Below are 19,496 nucleotides of genomic sequence, written 5' to 3' on the forward strand. Positions count from 1 at the left end.
GGCAAGGAGCCCCCCATGGCGATCCCCGACTATCCGACCCCGCCCTTCCCGACGCAGCAGCAGGCCTTCCCCGGCAAGACCGCCAGGATGGACCCCAAGCCCGACCACGGCGAAACCAGCTACGAAGGCTCCGGCCAGTTGAAGGGCAAGCGCACCCTCATCACCGGCGGCGACAGCGGCATCGGCGCCGCCGTGGCGATCGCCTTCGCACGCGAAGGGGCCGACGTCGCGATCGCCTACCTGCCCGACGAGCAGGGGGATGCGGAAACGATCGGCGCGCTGATCGAGGCGGCCGGCGTCCGCGCGCTCCTGATCCCCGGCGACATCACGGACGAGGCGCACGCCGTCGCCATGATGGACCGTGTCGTGGCGGAGTTCGGCGGCATCGACGTGCTGGTCAACAACGCCGCCTACCAGACCTATTTCGAGAACTTTGACGACGTCACGCTGGACGAGTGGAAGAAGACGTTCGACACCAACGTCCACGCGACCTTCCACCTCACCAAGCTCGCCGTTGCGCAGATGTCGGCCGGCGCCAGCATCATCAACACGTCCTCGGTCAATTCCAAGGACCCGACGCCCAACCTGTTCCCCTATTCGGCGACCAAGGGCGCGATCAGCAACCTGACCGTCGGCCTGGCCCAGTTCCTGGCTAAACGCCGCATCCGCGTGAACGCCGTGATGCCCGGCCCGATCTGGACCCCGTTCATCCCCGCCGGCATGGACGCGGACTCGGTCACCAGCTTCGGCGAGAAAAACCCCTCCGGCCGCCCCGGCCAGCCCGCCGAACTCGCCTCCGCCTACGTCATGCTCGCTTCGGACAAATCGAGCTACACCTCGGGTGCGCTGATCACCGTGGCGGGCGGTATGCCGATCATGTGAGCCTTCGTTCGGACAAAGGCAGCTAAAAAAAGCCGCAAACCCGTTTGGTTCGAGCCTGTCGAGAACTCAGCGCTGAGTTCTCGACAGGCTCGAATCAAACGGACGCGGGCTCGAATTCACCTCAAGGATGCAAATGATCCCGGTGCCCGCACGCCTGCGCCGCGGTCTCTGTCTGGATCGTGCTGTGCCCGATCCCATGCCGCGCGGCCAACCACGTCGCCACCGCATGCCGCACCCCGTCGGCATCCGCCCCACCAGTCAGCTCCACGTGCACCGTACAATTCACCGCATCGGACGACACCGACCAGACATGCAGGTCGTGCACGCCGCCCACGCCAGCGATGCCACCGATCCCCGCGCGGATATCGGGCAGGTTCATCCCCCCCGGCACGCCTTCAAGCAGCACGTTGATCGTATCGCGCAGCAGCGTCCAGGTCCGCGGCACGACCCATAGGCCGATGCCGATTGCCACCACCGGGTCGATCCAGGTCCAGCCGGTGAAGCGGATCGCCACCGCGCCTGCGATCACGCCGACCGATCCGATCGCGTCGGCCCACACCTCCAGATACGCGCCCTTCATGTTCAGATTGCCGTCGCGCCCGGCGGACAGCAGCCGCATCGACGCGAAGTTCACGATCAGCCCCAGCACCGCGACCGCCATCATGCCGCCGGACTCGATCGGCTGCGGCGTGCGGAACCGCTGCACCGCCTCGATCAGCACATAGATCGCCACCGCGAACAGCAGCAGCGCGTTGAACGCCGCCGCCAGGATCTCGAACCGCTTGTACCCGAACGTCCGCCGATCATCGGCCGGCCGCGCCCCGATCGAGATCGCCGCCAGCGCGATCACCAGTGCCGCGACATCGGTCATCATGTGCGCCGCGTCGGACAGCAGCGCGAGACTGTTGAACCAGAACGCGCCCACCACCTCGACCAGCAGGTAAAAGGCCGTCAACGCCAGCGCCCAGCGCAGGCTCCGCACGTCCGCACCCGCAGTATGATCGTGATGGCCGCCGCCATGTCCATGGCCGTGCCCATGACCGTGGCTATGCCCGCTGTGATCCTGCGTCATATCGTCCCCGGCCATCGCATCCGCCTGCCATAGGCCGCGCGCGTCACCGCGTACATCGCCCGGTTCCCACCCCGACATTACCGATCCGTCATGCGGCCGTCATGCCACCAGCATGCCGACAGGCGCAGTAAGGCCATGCCGACGCGTTTCCTCCCTGGCGCGTCGGCACCCCCCCTCCACATCGGCCGTCAGGTTCCGCGATGAACGCCCCCGTCTTCTACGATCCCAGCGGCCGTCGCCGGCGCTGGTCGCTGCGGTCCCTCGTCCTCGCGGTCCTGCTGCTGACCGCGCTGGGCGGCGTGTTCGCGTTCACGATCATCGACGTGCCCGTCCCGCGCCCGCTGGCGTTCGGCGTCGAACGCCCGCACCCGCGCCCGCTGGTGCAGCAGGTCGGCCACATCCGCCACAAGGTCAGCACGCGGCTCCACGCGCTGTTCGGTCGCTGGCTGCCGCTCGCCCCCACCGGTGCCGCCGCGGCCGGCGGCCGACCCGCGCACCAGGCCGTGATCGGCTTCTACACGCCGTGGGACGATGCCAGCCGCTCCTCGCTGACCGCCCATGTCGCCGAACTCGACTGGCTTGTCCCGGCGATGATGTCCGTCACCGGTCCCGACCATCACCTCACGACCACCGACGATCCGCACCTGAACGCCATCCTGGACGGGGCCGCGCACCGCCCCGCCATCCTGCCGATGGTCCAGAACGTCGCCGACGCCGGCTGGGACGGCGCGGGCACCGCAAAGCTGCTGCACGATCCCGCCGCCCGCACGCGCTTCCTCGACCAGCTCGAACCGCTGCTCGCCGCGCACAATGCCCGCGGCGTGGTGTTCGATCTGGAATCACTCCCCGCGTCGGCACAGCCCGACTACAAACTCTTCCTGAAACAGGCGCATGCTCGCTTCGCGCCGCGCGGCTGGCTGGTCACGCTGGCCGTCCCGGTCGCCGATTCGGACTGGCGGCTCGCCGACTATGCGAAGGTCGCCGACCGGCTCTTCATCATGGCCTATGACCAGCATTGGCCCGGCAGCACCCCCGGCCCGATCGCCGGCCAGCCCTGGTTCGCGCAGGCGACCCGCGCTGCGGTGGCCCAGATCGGCGCGGCCAAGTCGATCGTTGCGATCGGCAGCTATGCCTATGACTGGACCGAGCATGGCGGCGAAGCGACCGCGCTGTCGATCGAGGACACATGGCTCGCCGCGCACGACAGCGGCGTCGTCCCGCGCTTCGACGCCGCCAGCGGCAACGCCACGTTCGACTACGAGGAATCCGGCAAGGCGCACCATGTCTGGATGCTCGACGCGGCCAGCGCCTGGAACGAGCTGCGCGTCGCGCACGACCAGGGCGTCGCCGGCGTCGCACTCTGGCGGCTTGGGCTGGAGGATCCCGGCATCTGGCCGGTGTTCCGGGGCTTCCACAGCGGCACGTTGCCCGATCTGACCCGCATCCACGCCTCCACCAGCGTCGATGTCGAGGGCACCGGCGAGCTGCTGCGCATCGATCATGTCCCCACCCCCGGCCGGCGCACCATGACCGTCGACGGCCAGGGCCTGATCCGGAACGAGGTCTATCACCGCCTGCCGACGCCCTACACCGTCGAACGCACCGGCCACCGCCCCGGCCTGGTCGCGCTGACGTTCGACGATGGCCCGGACCCGACCTGGACCCCCGCCATCCTGAAGATCCTGGAGGCGCGCCACGTGCCCGGCGCCTTCTTCGTCATCGGCGAAAACGCGGTCACCCACCCGGCGCTGCTCAACGATATCATCGCGGCGGGCAGCGAGATCGGCAACCACAGCTACACCCACCCCAACCTCGCGCTCGAATCGGCGCGCGGCACGCGGCTCGAACTCAACGCGACGCAGCGGCTGATCGAGGCGTATACCGGTCACGCCACGCGACTGTTCCGCGCGCCCTATTTCGGCGACGCCGAACCCACGACGCGTGACGAACTCGATCCCGTGCTGGCCGCGCAACAGGACGGCTATCTGAACGTCGGGCTGCACGTCGACCCGAACGACTGGCAACGCCCCGGCGCGGACGCGATCGTCAACCAGGTCGTGACGCAGGTCGGCAACGACAGCGCGGAACAGTCCGCGCAGGTCATCCTGCTCCATGACGGCGGCGGCGACCGGGCGCAGACCGTGGCGGCGCTGCCCCGCATCATCGATACCCTGCGCGCACGCGGCTACCGCTTCGTACCCGTGTCCGAACTGGCCGGGCTCAGCGCAAGCCAGGTCATGCCGACCGTCGCCGGGCGCGATCTGGCCTGGGTGCGGGTCGACGTCGCGGTGTTCCTGCTGGTCGGTGGCCTTGCCTACGCGATCCGCTGGCTGTTCTTCGTCGCGATCGTGCTGGGCCTCGGCCGCGCGATCACGCTGGCGGTGCTGGCCATCATCGCGCGCCGGCGCGAACGCGGCATTGTGCCGCCCGCGATCGATCCGGCGCGCTTCGTCTCCGTCCTGATCCCTGCCTTTAACGAGGCGCGCGTGATCGAGGCATCGGTCCGCCGCGTCCTCGCCAGCCGCGACGTCGCGCTGGAGGTGATCGTGATCGACGACGGATCGACCGACGGCACCAGCCAGGTCGTCGCCGGCGCGTTCGCCGACGAACCACGCGTCCGGCTGTTGACGCTCGCCAACGGCGGCAAGGCGGCGGCGCTCAACACCGCACTCCGCCTGGCGCGCGGCGACGTGGTCGTCGCGCTCGACGCCGATACGCAGTTCGAACCGCTGACCATCGCACGGCTGGCACGCTGGTTCGTCGATCCGACGCTCGGCGCGGTCGCCGGCAACGCGCAGGTCGGCAACCGCGTCAACCTGGTCACGCGCTGGCAGGCGATCGAATATACGACCGCGCAGAGCCTGGAACGCCGCGCGCTGGCCGGGTTCGATGCGATCACGGTCGTGCCCGGCGCGGTCGGTGCCTGGTCGCGCGCCGCGCTCGACGCGGTCGGCGGCTACCCGGTCGATACGCTGGCAGAGGACCAGGACCTGACCATCGCGGTCCAGCGTGCCGGCTGGCGCGTCGCCTGCGATCCGGAGGCGGTCGCCTGGACGGAGGCACCCGAAAGCTTCGCGGCGCTCTCCCGCCAGCGCTTCCGCTGGGCGTTCGGCACGCTGCAATGCCTGTGGAAACACCGCGCGATCCTGCGCACCGGAAAACCCCGCGGCCTCGCCACGATCGGCCTGCCGCAGGCCTGGCTGTTCCAGATCGCCTTCTCGGTCGTGTCACCGATCATCGATCTCGCGCTGGTCATCAGCATCCTCGGCACCATGCTCCACGTCCACCAGCATGGCTGGGCCCAGACGCAGAGCGACGTGCTGCGCATGGCGGCGTTCTGGGTCGCGTTCACGACCGTCGACGTCGTCTGCGGCTGGATCGCCTACCGGCTGGACGGCAACCGCAGCCGCTACCCCGCAGGCCTCCTCGTGGGGCAACGCCTGATCTACCGGCAGCTGATGTATATTGTCGTGCTGCGCGCGGTGGCCGCTGCGCTCACCGGCCCCTGGGTCGGCTGGGGCCGCATGGAACGCAGCGGCCGCGTCCTGCAACCCGCAACCTGATCCACCGCCACCCGAGCCAGCCCTCAGGGCAGGTGCAGCACCACGCGCAGCCCCGGCCGGTTGTCCTCCAGGTCCATCGTCCCCTCGTGCAGCCCGGCGACCGCCGCGACCAGCGACAGGCCCAGCCCCGCCCCCTCCTGCTGCCGCGCCGGGTCCAGCCGCCCGAACCGGCGCAGGGCGGCGGCGCGGTCCTCCGGCGCGATCCCCGCCCCGGCATCCGCCACCGCCAGCTCCAGCCCGCCCTCCGCCGCGGCGACCGCGGACAACGTCACCACGCCCCCCGCCCGGCCATATTTCAGCGCATTGTCGATCAGATTGGCCAGCGCCTGCCCCACCAGTTCGCGGTGCAGCCGGTGGTGCAGCCCCGGCGTCGCGCGCCATTCCAGGCTCTGCGCCTGTTCCTCCGCCAGCGGCCCGTACAGCTCGGCCAGATCCTCGATCAGCGCGGCGACATCAGTGTCGCTCCGCGCCGCGCGGCCGATCCCCGCCTCCGCGCGGCTGATCTCCAGCGCGGTCGTCAGCATGCGCAGCAGCCCGTCCGCCTCCACCGCGACCGTATCAAGCGCGGCCGATGCGACCGGATCGTCGGTCGATGCCGTCGCGCGGTCCAGCGTCGCGCGCAACCGCGTCAACGGCGATCGCAGGTCGTGCGCCAGCCCGTCCGTCACAAGCCGCAGCTCGCCCACTAATGTCTCGATCCGTTGCAGCATCGCATTGACGCCGCGCGCCAGCGTCTCGAACGCGTCGTTCGCGCCGGCCAGCGGCACGCGCTGCGTCAGGTCGCCCGCCGCCACCGCCTGCACCGTCCCCGCGATCCGCGCGACGCGGGCGTTCACTACGCGCGCCGCCACCACCGCGCCCAGCAGGGCCAGCGGCAGCGCCAGCAACGCCGCGCCCAGCATCGCATCCTCGACGATCACGGCCGGGGCGAAGTCGTCCTCGATCACCTCGCCGACGATCAGCCGCCCGCCGTCCGGCATCTCGCGCGCGCCGACCACCACCCGCTCCGGCCCGCGCCGCCCGCCGATCCGCTCCAGGTCCAGCACATGCGCACGCCCGTTGTTGGGCAGCCCCGCCGGCGCCGCCGCCAGGTTGCCCGCGCGCACCCGCCCGGCCCGGTCGGTCAGCAGGATGACCATGTCGGTCCCGGGATCGGCGCGCAGCCGCGCGGTGATGCTTTCGGCCAGCGCCACGGGGTCATGCGGGTCCGGCAACGTCGCCGCCAGATGCATCGCATGCACCCGCGCGACACGCAGCGCCTCGCCCGCCGTCATCTGCCGCACGGTCAACAGGATCGCCGCGGCCGACGCCAGCTGCAGCAGGAACACCAGCACCACGAACCCGAAGGTCGACGACCGGAGCCAGCGCCGCACGCGAACCCGTCTCAGCCCAAAACGCCCAGCCGGTAACCCGCGCCGCGCACCGTGTGCAGCAGGATCGGCACATGCCCCTCGTCGATCTTCTTGCGAAGCCGGCTGACATGCACGTCGATCACGTTGGTACCGGGGTCAAAATGATAATCCCACACGCCTTCCAGCAACATCGTGCGCGTCACCACCTCTTCCTTGTGACGCAGCAGATATTCCAGCAGCCGGAACTCGCGCGGCTGCAGCTCGATCACCTGGTCGTCGCGCCGCACCTTGCGCGCCAGCAGGTCCATTTCCAGGTTCGCGCAGGACAGCTTCGTCTCCACCGTCGGCACCACCGCCCCGCGACGGATCAGCACCCGGATCCGCGCGAGCAGCTCGGCAAAGGCGAACGGCTTGGTCAGGTAGTCGTCGGCGCCGGCGACCAGCCCGCCGACCCGGTCCTCGACCGCGGCGCGCGCCGACAGGACCAGCACCGGCGTCGCGATCCCGCTCGCCCGCATGGCGCCCAGCACCGCTAGGCCGTCCAGCCCGGGCAACATCCGGTCGAGCACGATCGCGGCATAATCCCCGTCGGTGGCGTGGAACAGACCGTCGCGCCCGTTATCCGCGCGATCGACGACGAACCCTTCCTCGACCAGCCCCTTGGCGATGTACGCAGCGGTGGTGGCGTCGTCCTCCACCACCAGGATCCTGTGCCCCACGCCATCCCCCCGCATCGTAACGGACTGGATCATAGGACAACGCCGTGGGGAAAGCGAACGGTGCGCGGACGCGACATGTCACCGGTTTCCTTGGAAGGGGAGGGACACCGCGGATCGCGGCTCTCCCTCCCTATCGGACCCGGTCGCCGCGGACCGTGTCCGCGACATGACCGATCGGTAATGGAGCGGCCGGGGCCGCGCGTCAGGTCCGGTTGGTCTTGCTGTCGTCGCCCAGCAGCAGGTCCGACCCCTTGGCCTTCACGCCCGCCGCGATCGCACCGGTGAAGAACGACAGCATCCCCGGCAGGATCAGGCTGACCCGCACCAGCGTGTCCTGCACGTCCAGCGTCGCGGTCACTTCCTGCCCCATCGCGGCGACCTGCATCGTCATGCGATCCTCACCCTCCCACGACGATTTCACCGTCGCAACGCCGCCCGGGATGTGCCCCGGCAGCTCGCCGATCCGCGATCGGATGCGGCGGCGCGCCTCGTCGCGGCCAAGGCTGTGGGGAAGGTCGATGATCGTTGGATTTGCCATGCGCCACATTTAGGCACGCCGACGCGCTCGCGCCAGCCGGGGACGGCGTCGGACGATCCGCGACCCGTGCCGTCGCAACGATGTGGTGTTATTGGTAAATCCGTTACGGCCGTGTAAGGCATCGGGGAACAGCGACGGGGGGTCGCGACGTCGCCGATCGGTCGGCGGCCGCCCCCGCCGGCTCAGCACAGGAATATGCCGATGGCGACCACGCCCAACCTGCTCGAACGCGCGTTCGAACTCGCGCGCAGTGGCGGCTGCACGAACATCGACGATGTCGTGCGCAAGCTGAAATCCGAAAACTATGATCAGGTCGACGCCCACATGGCCGGCAGCCAGATCCGCCGCCAGCTGCGCCAGGAATTCCAGGACGCCCGTCGCAAGTGACGGAACGATCCCGCCTCCGTCGGGGTTTTCTGCCCTGACGGACGGGAGAATGACGATGGGCGACGACGGTACGCAGCCGATGCAGGCCGATGGGCAAGACAGCCCGAAACTCCGCCCCGACGGCACCGCCCCCGCGCAACGCGGCCGCGGCCCCGCCGGCGAATCGAACGGTGGCGCTTATTCCGACGGCGGCGGCAAGGCAGCGGCCGAAGATGATGCCGCGCTCGTGTCCCCGCACAACGACCGCTCCTCCCCGTCCGAAAAGGCCTGATCCATGTCCAACTCCCCCAGCACCATCGTCGGCACGTTCGACACCCGCCGCGCCGCCGACATCGCGGTCGAACATCTCGTCCAGGAATATGGCCTCGACCGCGCCGCGATAATGGTCGCTCCAGTGTCTGACGCGAACAGCGCAGGCGTCGAAGCCGCCGGTGCCGACGTCGAAAGCGGCCACCCCGACGTCGAAACGAACGCCGCCCCCGCCCTCTCCGGCGCACTGACCGTCACCGTCGACATGAACGCGGACGAAGCCGAAGCCGTCCAGCAAGCCTTTAGCGACGCCGGCGCCACCAAGGTCGAACGCGCCTAATTCTGTTTCTAAGCCCCTCCCCTTCAGGGGAGGGGTTGGGGTGGGGCTGACCGCTTCAATTCCGCAACGCCGTAGGTAAGACCGCCTCCGCGCGCTCATCCCCCGCTCGCCAGAATGCCACCCCCAGCAGCACCGTAGACAACCCCGTCGCGATGAATGTCGCCCAGGCCGCCCCGATCGGCCCCATCCACCGCAACATCCCTGCCAACAGCGCGATATAAACGACCGTTGCCAACCCGCGCGCGACCAACGCCGCCCCCGGCCGCCCGATCGCGACCAGCGCCGGCTCCAGCCCGAACCCCACTAGGTTGAGCGCCGACGCCAGCGTCAGCACCACCAGCACGGGATATGCGAACACATAGTCCGGCCCGCCGACGAACAGCAGGATATGCCGTCCCGCCGCCGCGATCAGCACCACCGACGCCAGCCCAAGCGCCGCGCTGATCCACGCCGTCCGCGCCAGCACCGGCACCAGCGCGCGCGGGCTGCCCCCCACAGACATCCGCGCGAACTCCGGATAGATCGACCGCGCCAGCGACGTGACCGGCTTGGTCAGCGCGGTGCCGAGCTGCGTCGCCATCCGATACCCGCCCGCCCCGGCCGGCCCGGCGATCCAGCCGACCGCCAGCACCGGCACCTGCTGCCACACCAGTCCGATCGACGCGGTCAGGTTCGTCGTGATCGAAAAGCGCCAGATCCCCGGATTGCCCGTCGTCAGCCCGCGCAGCCCCCATCGGCCGCGCCCGCCGACCATGTCGCGCTTGACCAGTTCGCGCCACGCCTGCCACCACATCGACGCGGTCGTGATCAGGTCGGCCAGCGCCCAGGCGAGCAGATACCCGGCCAGCCCGCCGTCCAGCACCCACGCCGCCAGCGTCCCGATCAGCCGCGTCGTCGGCAGCGTCAGTTCGGCATAGGCCGCCAGATCGAACCGGTCGAACAGCCGCAGCACCCCCGTCGGCGCGCCGCGCTGCGTGAAGATCAGCGACAGCCCGAACCACGCGGCCAGCACCTGCGTCTCGTGCGACCAGCCGATCGCCGGCCCGATGATCAGCGCCCCCGCCACCGCGATCGCCCCGCCCGCCAACGCGGCGCCTAAGTCCAGCAACGTCGAGAACAGCAGCACCTGCCCGAACAGCTCGGGCCGCGCATCCGCCCGGTGATGCGCGCCATAGCGGATCACCGTCTGCCACGACTGGAACCCGACGACATTGGCCAGCGCCTGACCGTACGCCAGGATCATCGCGAACAGCCCGAACCCGGCTACCCCCAGCGTCCGCGCGACCAGCGCCAGATAAACGAGGCTGAACAACCCGCCCACGCCCTTGCCGCCCAGCAACCAGGCGGCATTGCGCATCGCGCGGCGAATGGGCCCTTCGGGGCGGGGGGCGTCGGTCGCGGCGTCGGGCGTCATTCCCCGCTCCCTAGCCGATCGGCCCCGCGCGGCAAATCGCGCGGATCAACGCGGGTTCAGTCCACCCCGTCGAGTTCCGGATAATGGCGGAAGATCCCGTCCGAAAACGCCTGCCGCCGCGGGCTCGCCAGATACGCCTGCAACTCCGGCAGTGCCGCCACCCGCGCCCGCAACGCGGCGACATGCGGTCGATCCGCGATCACCGCGGCGAACCGCTGCGGAAACGCGAACGCCAGCCCCTCGGCCAGCTGGAACAGCGACAGGTCGGCATAGCTCCACGTCGCCCCGCCCAGCCAGTCGCCACGCACCGCCAGCACCCGCTCGAAATAATCGAGGAATTTCGGCATCCGCTCCGCGCGGAACGCCTCGGCCCGCCGCGCCGCCTCGGGCATCTGGTCCTCGTACCGCAACGCCACCGACACCGGATGGTGCACGTCGTGCGCCTCCGCCACCATGTCCGCGATCGTCAGCTGCAGCTGCGCCGCCCAGTATCGCCCGGCCGGATCGGCCGGTGCCAGCCCGTGCCGATCGCCCAGAAACGCCAGGATGTTGGCGACCTGCGCGATACGCATGCCGTCCGCCACCAGATAGGGCGGCGCGAACGGCGGCGCGGGATCTTCCCGCTCCATATCGTCGAGCATCGCCGACATGCCGCTGTCCGCATCCGGCGCAGCCATCACGACGTCGCGGTACGGGATGCGGCCCGCTTCCAGTGCCAGCCGCACGAACTCGCCGCGTCCCGGTATCCCCGGCCAATACCACAGCTCGTACACGCTCATGTCACAGCTCCCCCGGCGCACGCGCCTTGATCACCAGCGCATGGACCCGTTCGCGCAGCAAGTCCGCCAGCGCGCGATTGACCAGCCGCTGCCGCGCCACGCGGTTCAGCCCGTCGAACGCGGCCGCGACGATATCGACCGTGAAATGGCTTTCGCCGCGCGCATCGTGGCCGCCGTGGCCGCGGTGCGCCTCGCTGTCGTCGATCACCGCGAGGTGGGTGGGGTTCAGCGCGGCCGTCAGCCGTTCCGTCATTTCGGCCGCTACCGGCCCGGTGGTGTGCTGCATCATGCCACCTATATAGCTTCCTTTCGCAGGAGTTGGCAGACATTGGCGAGCGACGGCCCGGCCCCGAAACGCAGCCCCCGGTTTCACGGGCGCGTCGAGAACAACGGCCGGCTGTGCGATGCAGACGGCTGCTTCGGCGACGGCGAGTTCCGCGCGCCCAACATCGACGGCAAGCGCCCCGGTTTCGACGGTCCCGGCGACTGGCGCTGGTACTGCCTCGATCATATCCGCGCGTTCAACGGCGGCTATAATTTCTTTGCCGGCATGACGACGGACCAGATCGAGGCGGCGCAGCGCCCACTCGCCGGCTGGGAACGCGAAACCCGCGCCTTCTCCGCGACGCCGGCCGGCACGCCGAAATGGGCCGACTTCGTCGATCCGCTCGATGCGATCGGCGCGAAGTTCGCCGCCCGCATGCCACGGGCCCGCGCCGACGGCCGCCCCTTGAGCGATGCCGACCGCCGCGCGCTCAAGGCGCTCGAACTGGACGTCGACAGCGACCGCCGTACGCTCCGTGCGCGCTACGCCGAACTCGTCCGGCTGTACCACCCCGACCGCAACGGCGGGGACCGCAGCCACGAACGCGCGCTCCAGGCGGTCATCACCGCCTACACCCACCTGAAGGGCGCCCCCGCCTTCGCCTGACCGCTTATCTCGCCGGGGTCGGACATTTTGGCACGTTCAGGGCGTTGCCCAACACGAACCATCCCTCTACCCCTCACCTCGACCCGGCGCCGCTGTCGCGCCCGACCAGGACCGCCCAAGATGACCGAGATTTCGAACGTACAGCCGGATACGCGCGCCGACACGATCATGGACGCACCGGACAAGATGGTGAAGATTCGCGAGGCGTTCGGCGTCGACAGCGACATGGAGGTCCCGGCCTTCTCCGTCGCCGACGAACGCGTGCCCGATCTCGACCCGGCCTATGTGTTCGATCCGGACACCACGCTCGCGATCTGCGCCGGCTTCGCGCACAACCGCCGTGTCATGGTCCAGGGCTATCACGGTACCGGCAAGTCGACCCACGTCGAACAGGTCGCGGCGCGCCTCAACTGGCCCTGCATCCGGATCAACCTCGATGCGCACATCAGCCGCATCGACCTCGTCGGTCGCGATGCGATCGTGCTGAAGGACGGCAAGCAGGTCACCGAATTCAAGGAAGGCCTGCTCCCCTGGGCGCTCCAGACGCCGACCGCCATCGTGTTCGACGAATATGACGCCGGCCGTCCGGACGTGATGTTCGTGATCCAGCGCGTGCTGGAAACGGAGGGCAAGCTGACACTGCTCGACCAGAACCGCGTCATCCGCCCGAACCCGTGGTTCCGGCTGTTCGCCACGTCCAATACGGTCGGCCTCGGCGACACTACCGGGCTGTATCACGGCACGCAGCAGATCAACCAGGGTCAGATGGACCGCTGGAACATCGTCGTGACGCTCAACTACCTGCCCGCCGCGGTCGAGGCGCAGATCGTGCTCGCCAAGTCCGGCGAATATGACAAGCCCGACGGTAAGAAGGTCGTGACCCAGATGGTCAAGGTCGCCGACATGACGCGCCAGGGCTTCATCGCCGGCGACATCTCGACCGTCATGAGCCCACGCACCGTTATCAGCTGGGCGCAGAACGCGCTGATCTTCGGCGATGTCGGCTTCGCGTTCCGGCTGTCGTTCCTCAACAAGTGCGATGAGGCGGAGCGTCCGCTGGTCGCGGAATATTATCAGCGCGTATTCGGCAAGGACCTGCCCGAAAGCGTGGTCGGAAAGGCGTGACCGTCTAGATGGCCGAACAGACACCGCTCGATCTCTTCCGCCAGGTCCTCGGCGGAACCGCGCGCGCGCTCAGCCATGACCCGCTGGCGGAGGTCAACTACACCGGCGACAACCCCGGTCTGCTCGGCAAGCAGGCGCGCGTGCCCATGCCCGCGCGCACCCTGCCGGCGCAGGCGGTGTCCGAGGCACGCGGGTTCGCCGACGCCGCCGCCCTCCGCCTGCGCCACCACGACACCGCGCTTCACGGGTCGCAGGCCCCGGCGGAGGCGATCGCCCGCTCGGTCTTTGACGCCGCCGAACAGGCGCGGGTCGAAGCGATCGGCACGCGTGCCATGGCCGGCGTCGCCTATAATCTCGACACCGCGTTCGAAATGCGGATGCGCTCCGACCCCATCGTCCGTGCCAAGGCCCGCGACGAGGTTCCGCTCGCCACTGCGGTGCAACTCATCGTCCGCGAACGGCTGACCGGCGTCGCGCCGCCACCCGCCACGCTTCCTGGCCTCAACCTCGTTCGCGAATGGATCGAGCTTAAGGCGGGCGCCGATCTCGACGCGCTCGAACTGATCCTCGACGACCAGAACGCGTTCGCGCGCATGGCCACCCGCCTGCTCGAAGATCTCGACCTGGTCGAGGGCCAGACGCAGCCCGACGTCGACCCGGACGAGGGCGGCGAGGACGAGGGCGAGGACCAGGCCGAAGCCGGCGACGAGCAGGACCAGGGCGACGATCAGGGCGGCAGCGATTCGCAGGTCGACGCCCGCGCCGAAGCCTCCGAGTCCGGCGACGAGGAAGGCGAAAGCGAGCAGACCGACGAATCGAGCGACGCCGACATGGACGGCGACATGGGCGAGGAAGGCGAGGGCATGATGCCCGTCCGCCCCAACCGCCCCTTCGCGGACATGTCGGGCCAGTTCGACTATCTCGCTTACACCCACGCCTATGACGAGGTGATCGCCGCCGACGATCTGTGCGACGAGGAGGAACTGACCCGCCTGCGCGCCTATCTCGACCAGCAGCTCGTCCATCTCCAGGGCGCCGTCACCAAGCTCGCCAACCGTCTCCAGCGCCGGTTGATGGCGCAGCAGAACCGCAGCTGGGATTTCGACCAGGAGGAAGGGCTGCTCGATGCCGCCCGGCTCGCGCGCGTCGTCATCAACCCCGGCCTCTCGCTCAGCTACAAGAACGAGCGCGAGACCGATTTTCGCGACACCGTCGTCACGCTGCTGATCGACAACAGCGGATCGATGCGCGGTCGACCAATCTCGATCGCGGCAATTAGCGCGGACATCATGGCACGCACGCTCGAACGCTGCGGCGTGAAGACCGAGATCCTCGGCTTCACCACCCGCGCGTGGAAGGGCGGGCAGAGCCGCGAGAAATGGCTCGCCGACGGTCGTCCCGCTTTGCCCGGCCGCCTCAACGACCTGCGCCACATCGTCTACAAGCGCGCCGACGAACCCTGGCGACGGGCACGCAAGTCGCTCGGTCTCATGATGCGCGAAGGCCTGCTGAAGGAGAATATCGACGGCGAGGCGCTGATGTGGGCGCACGCGCGTCTGGCTGCGCGCAACGAGGATCGCCGCATCCTCATGGTAATCTCCGACGGCGCCCCGGTCGACGACTCGACGCTCTCGGTCAATTCCGGCAGCTACCTAGAAAAGCATCTCCGCCAGGTCATCGGCTGGATCGAGACCAAGTCGCCCGTCGAACTCGTCGCGATCGGCATCGGCCACGACGTCACGCGCTACTACCAGAAAGCCGTCACCATCATGGACGCCGAACAACTCGGCGGCACTCTCGTCGAACAGCTCGCGGGCCTCTTCGACGCCTGAAGCCCCCCTCGACCCGCTCATCCCGAGCGAAGTCGAGGGGCGTTCCAGCGAAGCCGAGAAGGCAGCGCTCGACGAGCAACCCAACAACCAGTCGAACCCAAACCCTCAACCCCGTTTGGTTCGAGCCTGTCGAGAACTCCACGCAACGGTCTCCGCAAACCCGAACCAGACGGGACCGGAGGCAGACAAAGAAAGGGGCCGGAACCTCGCGGCCCCAACCCCTCCTCGTTCAATCGAGCCAGCCTCAGCAGTTCCGATCGATCGACCGCCCTGCCAGCGCACCCAGGCCACCACCGATGATCGCACCGGTCGTCCCGTCGCCGCGACCATAATAGCCGCCGCCGCTGTTCTGGCCGATCACGTTGCCCAGCAGGCCGCCCGCAATCGCGCCGACGATCGTCCCGCCGGTCCCGCGGTCGCAACGATATCCGCGATAGCCCCGGCCGTAGCCGCGGCCATAACCGCCCGCATAACCGCGCCCGGCGAACCGCGGCGCATAACCATAGCCGCGCTGATCGTAGTAACCGCGCCCGCCGCCGTAACCACCGCGATACCCGCCACGCCGACCGTAACCGTCCCGATAGCCGCGGCGGTCGAAGTCACGCCGGCCATAGCCACGCCCGCCATCATAATATTGCACCGGCGCCGGCGCGTAATATCCCGGCGCATAATATTGCGCACTTGCCGCCGATGGGGCGACCGCCAGCGTCGCGACGGCCGCGGCGCTCAAGGTGAACATCTTTCCGAACATCTCTGCGACTCCTCGAATTAGTATGACGCCTTTATGACTCACCCGCCGTGCATCATGGCTGAACGGCATCGTTACCCCGCGTTCAGCTTGCAAACCCGCGCCGAGCCGCCAGAAGGCACCAATGCGCTACGGCCCCATTTCGATCCTGTTCCTGGCGCTGCTGGCCCACACTTCGGAAGACCGCGCGGTCTATGATCCGGCAGGGCCGATCCGCGCCCGGCCGATCCCGCTCAACCGCGATCGCCCCGGCCCATTACGCGTCGGCGGACTGCTGTTCGTGCAGGGTTGGGTGCTGCGTTCGCCCAACATGGCGTTCGGTGGCCTGTCGACGATGGTCGCCGACGACAGCGGGCGCTTCCTGGCGCTCAGCGATGCCGGCACCGCGTTCCGCTTCCGCATCGGTCCCGCCGGCATCGTCGGCCGCAGCGCGATTCGCCCGATCCCCGGGGCCGGCGCGCGCAAGGCGCTCAGCGACACCGAATCGATGGCGGTCGACCCGGTCAGCGGGCGTGTCTGGGTGGGGTATGAGGTCCGCAACGGCATCCGCCGGTTCGCCCCGCGCCTGACCCGGATCGAGGCCGGGCTCGCTCCCGCGGCGATGGACGACTGGCCCGGCGTCACTGGCCCGGAAAGCATGGAGCGGCTCCCCGATGGCCGCTTCGTCATCCTGTCCGAGAACGCGGTCGTCCCCGGCACGGACCGCACGAAACAGGCGCTGCTGTTCTCCGGCGACCCCACCAACCCGCGCAGCCGCGTCATCCGGTTCGGCTACCGTGCCCCCGCCCCCGGCTACTGGCCCACCGACCTGCGTCGCCTGCCCGATGGCCGGCTCCTCGTCCTGCACCGCAGACTATCGCCGCGCGACGGGTTTGGCGCGATGCTGGCGATTTTCGATCCGCGGGCGATCCGCCCCGGCGTCACGATCACGTCGCGCCCGATAGCCGTCCTGCGGCAACCGCTGGCGATCGACAATATGGAAGCGCTCGCCGTCACGCGCGAACGCGGCCGCACGATCGTCTGGATCGCATCGGACGACAATTTCGGTGCCCTGCAACAGACGCTGCTGCTCAAGTTCGCCCTGCTGGACTAGGACCATTTAGCGGGCGGTTTAGGACAGGCCACGCAACGCGATGCGGTCACGCTTCAGCCCAGCAGCGTTCGATTCGCCGAACCACGCCACACATACGAACGACCCCGGAGACGCAATCCGCGCCTCCGGGGTCGTTCATGCAAAACCACGACCCGCCGAAGCGGGTCGCCAGCCGAATCAGGCCGCCTTCTTGGCGATCTGACGCTTCAGACGGCGCGCACGCAGCGACAGCTTGTCCTCGCCGGTCTTCAGCAGCCAGTTGTCCAGCCCGCCGACATGCTCGACGGAGCGGAGGCCGTGCGTGGAGACGCGCAGCTTGACGCTCTCGCCCAGTGCATCCGACAGCAACGTCACGTTCTGCAGGTTCGGCAGGAACGTACGCTTGGTCTTGTTGTTGGCGTGGGACACATTGTGCCCGACCTGACGGCCCTTGCCGGTCAGTTCGCAGATGCGCGACATGGTTTGATCCTACGGTGTTCGGGGTTGCCCGGAAAGTGGCGGCGGATAACCGGGATACCGGCGCGCGTCAACCAATATGGCCTGCCCGCGCCTCCGCACGGATGTCGTTTCGTTCATGCAACCGATTCAGGCAAGCGTCGTTTCCAGCCCGTATTTATATAACAGGAGGAAACACCATGAGCGACAATTACCGGAACGAACCGCGCCGCAGCGGTGGCGCAGGCCGCACGATCATCATCATCCTGGTCGTCGCCGTCCTGGCCGTGATCGCCGCCGTCGCCACCGGTTTCCTCGACTTCAGCTCCAAGGGCGGCGCGCTGCCCAAGGTCGAAGTGAATGGCGGGGCCCTGCCCAGCGTCGATGCGGACGTCGGGTCGATTGATGTCGGCACGAAGAACACGACGGTCGAAGTGCCGAAGGTGAAGACCGAGTCTGAAACCGTCGAAGTGCCGACGCTGAGCGTCAAGAAGGCCAACTAAGCCTTAAAGTCGAAGAGGGAGCAGGATCATGACCATTGCGCGGATCATCGCCGCCATCCTGCTCCCCCCGCTCGGCATTTTCCTGTCACGGGGGCTCGGCCGCGATTTCTGGATCGGAGTGGTCCTGACGATCGCGGCCTTCGTGCCGGGTGTCATCTTCGCGCTGTATATCGTGCTGACCGATCGCAACGGTTCGACAGCACTGGCGCACTGATTCATCATCCGACTGGCTGCTTGCCGCCGAATCGCGGTAGGCGGCACTGGATGGCCTTCCCGCTCCCTTCTCCAATGCGTTTGGCACTCGATCTCGCGGCCGCATGCGCAACCGCAGGCGAAGTCCCAGTCGGCGCAGTCATTGTTCGAACCGGCACGACCGAGGTGGTCGCCACCTCCGCAAACGCCATGCGGTCCTGCAATGATCCGACGGCCCACGCCGAAATCCTGGCAATCCGCGCCGCCGCGTCCACGCTTGGCACCAGCCGCCTTGACCATTGCGATCTGTGGGTCACGCTTGAACCCTGCGCCATGTGCGCCGGTGCCATCGCGCTTGCCCGGATCGCGCGGCTCTATTTCGCCGCCCCCGATCCAAAGGGCGGTGCGGTCCTGCACGGGCCTCGTCTGTTCGCACAACCGACCTGTCACCACCGCCCCCAAGTCCATGACGGTATAGGGGAGGCGGAAGCGGCGGTGCAACTTCGGGATTTCTTCTCGCTGCGGCGATGAAGCCGCCGATTGCCTGCGTACTAATCTAAAGCGCAGCAAATCGGCCACGCCCGCCGTGCAAACCGGCAGGTTGTTCGGCTACCCCTTGTCTAAACTCCCACCCTTCCGGATCATTCGTCGTAATTCCGGGGGGAACGATGGACGGTTCGGCATTCTGGCTGATGTCGGGCGCGCGGCATGAACTGGGCGTCTTCGCGCAGTTCGGCTTCCTCGCCTTCGGGCTCGAACAACTGTTCTTCGACACGATCTGGATTGATCGAGCTGGCTGGCGGGCGGCGACGATCTACACGCGGCACGACCGCGTCACGATGGAGACGCTTGCCGCGCCTGTCGCACCGGGGCGTTTCGCGATCCTGATCGGCGCGTGGGACGAAGCCGCGGTCATCGGCTCCACCCTGTCCACCGCGCTCTCCCGCTGGGGCGATGCGGACTACCGGATCTACGTCGCGACCTACCCCAACGACCCCGCGACGCATGCCGCGATCGAGGCCGTCCGCACCACCGCCGACGCCCGCCGCCGGATCCGCATCGTCCCGGGCGACCGCCCAGGCCCGGTGACCAAGGCGGAGGCGCTCAACCGCAACTGGGACGCGCTGCGCGCCGATGAGGCCGCGGAGGGCTTCCGCTACAAGGCGGCGATTCTCCACGATGCGGAGGACTACGAATTATGTGGAGCACCGTATAATACATATTATCCTGACTCGATAATTATCCCGCTTTCATGTGGTTTGCGCAGCAGCACAGCGGTGTGCGGCGTCAAGCACAACCATATAACAATGGAAACCGACCGGCCGACTGATTGCCAGCAGGA

The 19,496-nt window shown here is 68.4% G+C and carries 22 protein-coding genes; 13 read left to right on the forward strand and 9 right to left on the reverse strand.

Annotated elements, in window-relative coordinates; genetic code table 11:
* Window positions 1–15: 15 nt before the first annotated feature.
* Complete coding sequence (locus IEX50_RS07770) at window positions 16–882, forward strand: SDR family oxidoreductase (RefSeq protein WP_157174901.1); 867 nt, start codon at window positions 16–18, stop codon at window positions 880–882.
* Window positions 883–1,003: 121 nt separating this feature from the next.
* Here the strand turns inward: IEX50_RS07770 and IEX50_RS07775 are convergent, their stop codons facing one another.
* A complete protein-coding gene (locus IEX50_RS07775; RefSeq protein WP_229673740.1) occupies window positions 1,004–1,969 on the reverse strand; it encodes a cation diffusion facilitator family transporter in 966 nt (321 codons plus the stop codon).
* Window positions 1,970–2,154: 185 nt separating this feature from the next.
* Here IEX50_RS07775 and IEX50_RS07780 point away from each other — a divergent pair, with 185 nt between their 5' ends.
* Window positions 2,155–5,517: a trifunctional glycoside hydrolase family 18/polysaccharide deacetylase/glycosyltransferase family 2 protein gene (locus IEX50_RS07780; RefSeq protein ID WP_157174900.1), complete on the forward strand. Its 3,363-nt coding sequence runs from the start codon at window positions 2,155–2,157 to the stop codon at window positions 5,515–5,517.
* Between the two features lie 23 nt (window positions 5,518–5,540).
* Here IEX50_RS07780 and IEX50_RS07785 read toward each other — a convergent pair whose 3' ends face one another.
* From IEX50_RS07785 to IEX50_RS07795, 3 genes are all read right to left on the reverse strand, one after another.
* Window positions 5,541–6,890, reverse strand: a complete 1,350-nt coding sequence (locus IEX50_RS07785; protein WP_229673742.1) for a sensor histidine kinase — start codon at window positions 6,888–6,890, stop codon at window positions 5,541–5,543.
* A gap of 11 nt (window positions 6,891–6,901) precedes the next feature.
* Window positions 6,902–7,621: a winged helix-turn-helix domain-containing protein gene (locus IEX50_RS07790; protein WP_373285288.1), complete on the reverse strand. Its 720-nt coding sequence runs from the start codon at window positions 7,619–7,621 to the stop codon at window positions 6,902–6,904.
* Between the two features lie 169 nt (window positions 7,622–7,790).
* Window positions 7,791–8,126: a polyhydroxyalkanoic acid system family protein gene (locus IEX50_RS07795; RefSeq protein ID WP_157174899.1), complete on the reverse strand. Its 336-nt coding sequence runs from the start codon at window positions 8,124–8,126 to the stop codon at window positions 7,791–7,793.
* 201 nt (window positions 8,127–8,327) lie between these two features.
* On the opposite strand from IEX50_RS07795, the gene IEX50_RS07800 reads away from it, so the two are divergent.
* The 3 genes from IEX50_RS07800 to IEX50_RS07810 are packed head-to-tail and all read left to right on the forward strand — an operon-like array spanning window position 8,328 to window position 9,102.
* Complete coding sequence (locus tag IEX50_RS07800; protein ID WP_157174898.1) at window positions 8,328–8,513, forward strand: hypothetical protein; 186 nt, start codon at window positions 8,328–8,330, stop codon at window positions 8,511–8,513.
* A 55-nt stretch (window positions 8,514–8,568) separates the two neighbouring features.
* Window positions 8,569–8,784 (forward strand): hypothetical protein, encoded by a 216-nt coding sequence (locus tag IEX50_RS07805; protein ID WP_157174897.1) that lies wholly within the window; start codon window positions 8,569–8,571, stop codon window positions 8,782–8,784.
* Window positions 8,785–8,787: 3 nt separating this feature from the next.
* The gene (locus tag IEX50_RS07810) at window positions 8,788–9,102 is read left to right on the forward strand and encodes a hypothetical protein (protein ID WP_157174896.1); all 315 of its coding nucleotides are present in this window, start codon (window positions 8,788–8,790) and stop codon (window positions 9,100–9,102) included.
* A gap of 55 nt (window positions 9,103–9,157) precedes the next feature.
* On the opposite strand, the gene IEX50_RS07815 is transcribed toward IEX50_RS07810, so the two are convergent.
* From IEX50_RS07815 to IEX50_RS07825, 3 genes are read right to left on the reverse strand one after another with little or no spacing between them, the layout of a single operon-like run.
* The gene (locus tag IEX50_RS07815) at window positions 9,158–10,516 is read right to left on the reverse strand and encodes a lipopolysaccharide biosynthesis protein (RefSeq protein ID WP_157174895.1); all 1,359 of its coding nucleotides are present in this window, start codon (window positions 10,514–10,516) and stop codon (window positions 9,158–9,160) included.
* Window positions 10,517–10,572: 56 nt separating this feature from the next.
* A complete protein-coding gene (locus IEX50_RS07820) occupies window positions 10,573–11,295 on the reverse strand; it encodes a glutathione S-transferase (RefSeq protein WP_157174894.1) in 723 nt (240 codons plus the stop codon).
* Between the two features lies 1 nt (window position 11,296).
* Window positions 11,297–11,584 (reverse strand): BolA family protein, encoded by a 288-nt coding sequence (locus tag IEX50_RS07825; protein WP_157174893.1) that lies wholly within the window; start codon window positions 11,582–11,584, stop codon window positions 11,297–11,299.
* 39 nt (window positions 11,585–11,623) lie between these two features.
* Here IEX50_RS07825 and IEX50_RS07830 point away from each other — a divergent pair, with 39 nt between their 5' ends.
* From IEX50_RS07830 to cobT, 3 genes are all read left to right on the forward strand, one after another.
* On the forward strand, window positions 11,624–12,226 hold the full coding sequence (locus IEX50_RS07830) for a J domain-containing protein (protein WP_157174892.1): 603 nt from the start codon (window positions 11,624–11,626) through the stop codon (window positions 12,224–12,226).
* A 120-nt stretch (window positions 12,227–12,346) separates the two neighbouring features.
* A complete protein-coding gene (gene cobS / locus IEX50_RS07835; RefSeq protein WP_157174891.1) occupies window positions 12,347–13,351 on the forward strand; it encodes a cobaltochelatase subunit CobS in 1,005 nt (334 codons plus the stop codon).
* Between the two features lie 8 nt (window positions 13,352–13,359).
* A complete protein-coding gene (gene cobT, locus IEX50_RS07840; protein WP_157174890.1) occupies window positions 13,360–15,183 on the forward strand; it encodes a cobaltochelatase subunit CobT in 1,824 nt (607 codons plus the stop codon).
* A 244-nt stretch (window positions 15,184–15,427) separates the two neighbouring features.
* Here the strand turns inward: cobT and IEX50_RS07845 are convergent, their stop codons facing one another.
* Window positions 15,428–15,934 (reverse strand): hypothetical protein, encoded by a 507-nt coding sequence (locus IEX50_RS07845; protein ID WP_157174889.1) that lies wholly within the window; start codon window positions 15,932–15,934, stop codon window positions 15,428–15,430.
* 121 nt (window positions 15,935–16,055) lie between these two features.
* Between IEX50_RS07845 and IEX50_RS07850 the strand changes: the two genes are divergently transcribed.
* A complete protein-coding gene (locus IEX50_RS07850; protein ID WP_157174888.1) occupies window positions 16,056–17,024 on the forward strand; it encodes an esterase-like activity of phytase family protein in 969 nt (322 codons plus the stop codon).
* A gap of 177 nt (window positions 17,025–17,201) precedes the next feature.
* Here IEX50_RS07850 and rpmB read toward each other — a convergent pair whose 3' ends face one another.
* Window positions 17,202–17,483 carry a 50S ribosomal protein L28 gene (rpmB, locus tag IEX50_RS07855; RefSeq protein WP_157174887.1) on the reverse strand — a complete coding sequence of 94 codons (282 nt, stop codon included), beginning with the start codon at window positions 17,481–17,483 and terminating at the stop codon, window positions 17,202–17,204.
* A 176-nt stretch (window positions 17,484–17,659) separates the two neighbouring features.
* Between rpmB and IEX50_RS07860 the strand changes: the two genes are divergently transcribed.
* The 4 genes from IEX50_RS07860 to IEX50_RS07875 form a co-directional block, all read left to right on the forward strand.
* Window positions 17,660–17,962, forward strand: a complete 303-nt coding sequence (locus IEX50_RS07860) for a hypothetical protein (protein WP_157174886.1) — start codon at window positions 17,660–17,662, stop codon at window positions 17,960–17,962.
* A 28-nt stretch (window positions 17,963–17,990) separates the two neighbouring features.
* Complete coding sequence (locus tag IEX50_RS07865) at window positions 17,991–18,176, forward strand: YqaE/Pmp3 family membrane protein (protein WP_157174885.1); 186 nt, start codon at window positions 17,991–17,993, stop codon at window positions 18,174–18,176.
* Between the two features lie 50 nt (window positions 18,177–18,226).
* Window positions 18,227–18,685 carry a nucleoside deaminase gene (locus IEX50_RS07870; protein ID WP_157174884.1) on the forward strand — a complete coding sequence of 153 codons (459 nt, stop codon included), beginning with the start codon at window positions 18,227–18,229 and terminating at the stop codon, window positions 18,683–18,685.
* A gap of 137 nt (window positions 18,686–18,822) precedes the next feature.
* Window positions 18,823–19,496 (forward strand): glycosyltransferase (locus tag IEX50_RS07875; RefSeq protein ID WP_188699436.1); only part of this gene is annotated, 674 nt, incomplete at its 3' end.

It is taken from the genome of Sphingomonas prati, from assembly GCF_014643515.1.
Taxonomy (GTDB): domain Bacteria; phylum Pseudomonadota; class Alphaproteobacteria; order Sphingomonadales; family Sphingomonadaceae; genus Sphingomonas_R; species Sphingomonas_R prati.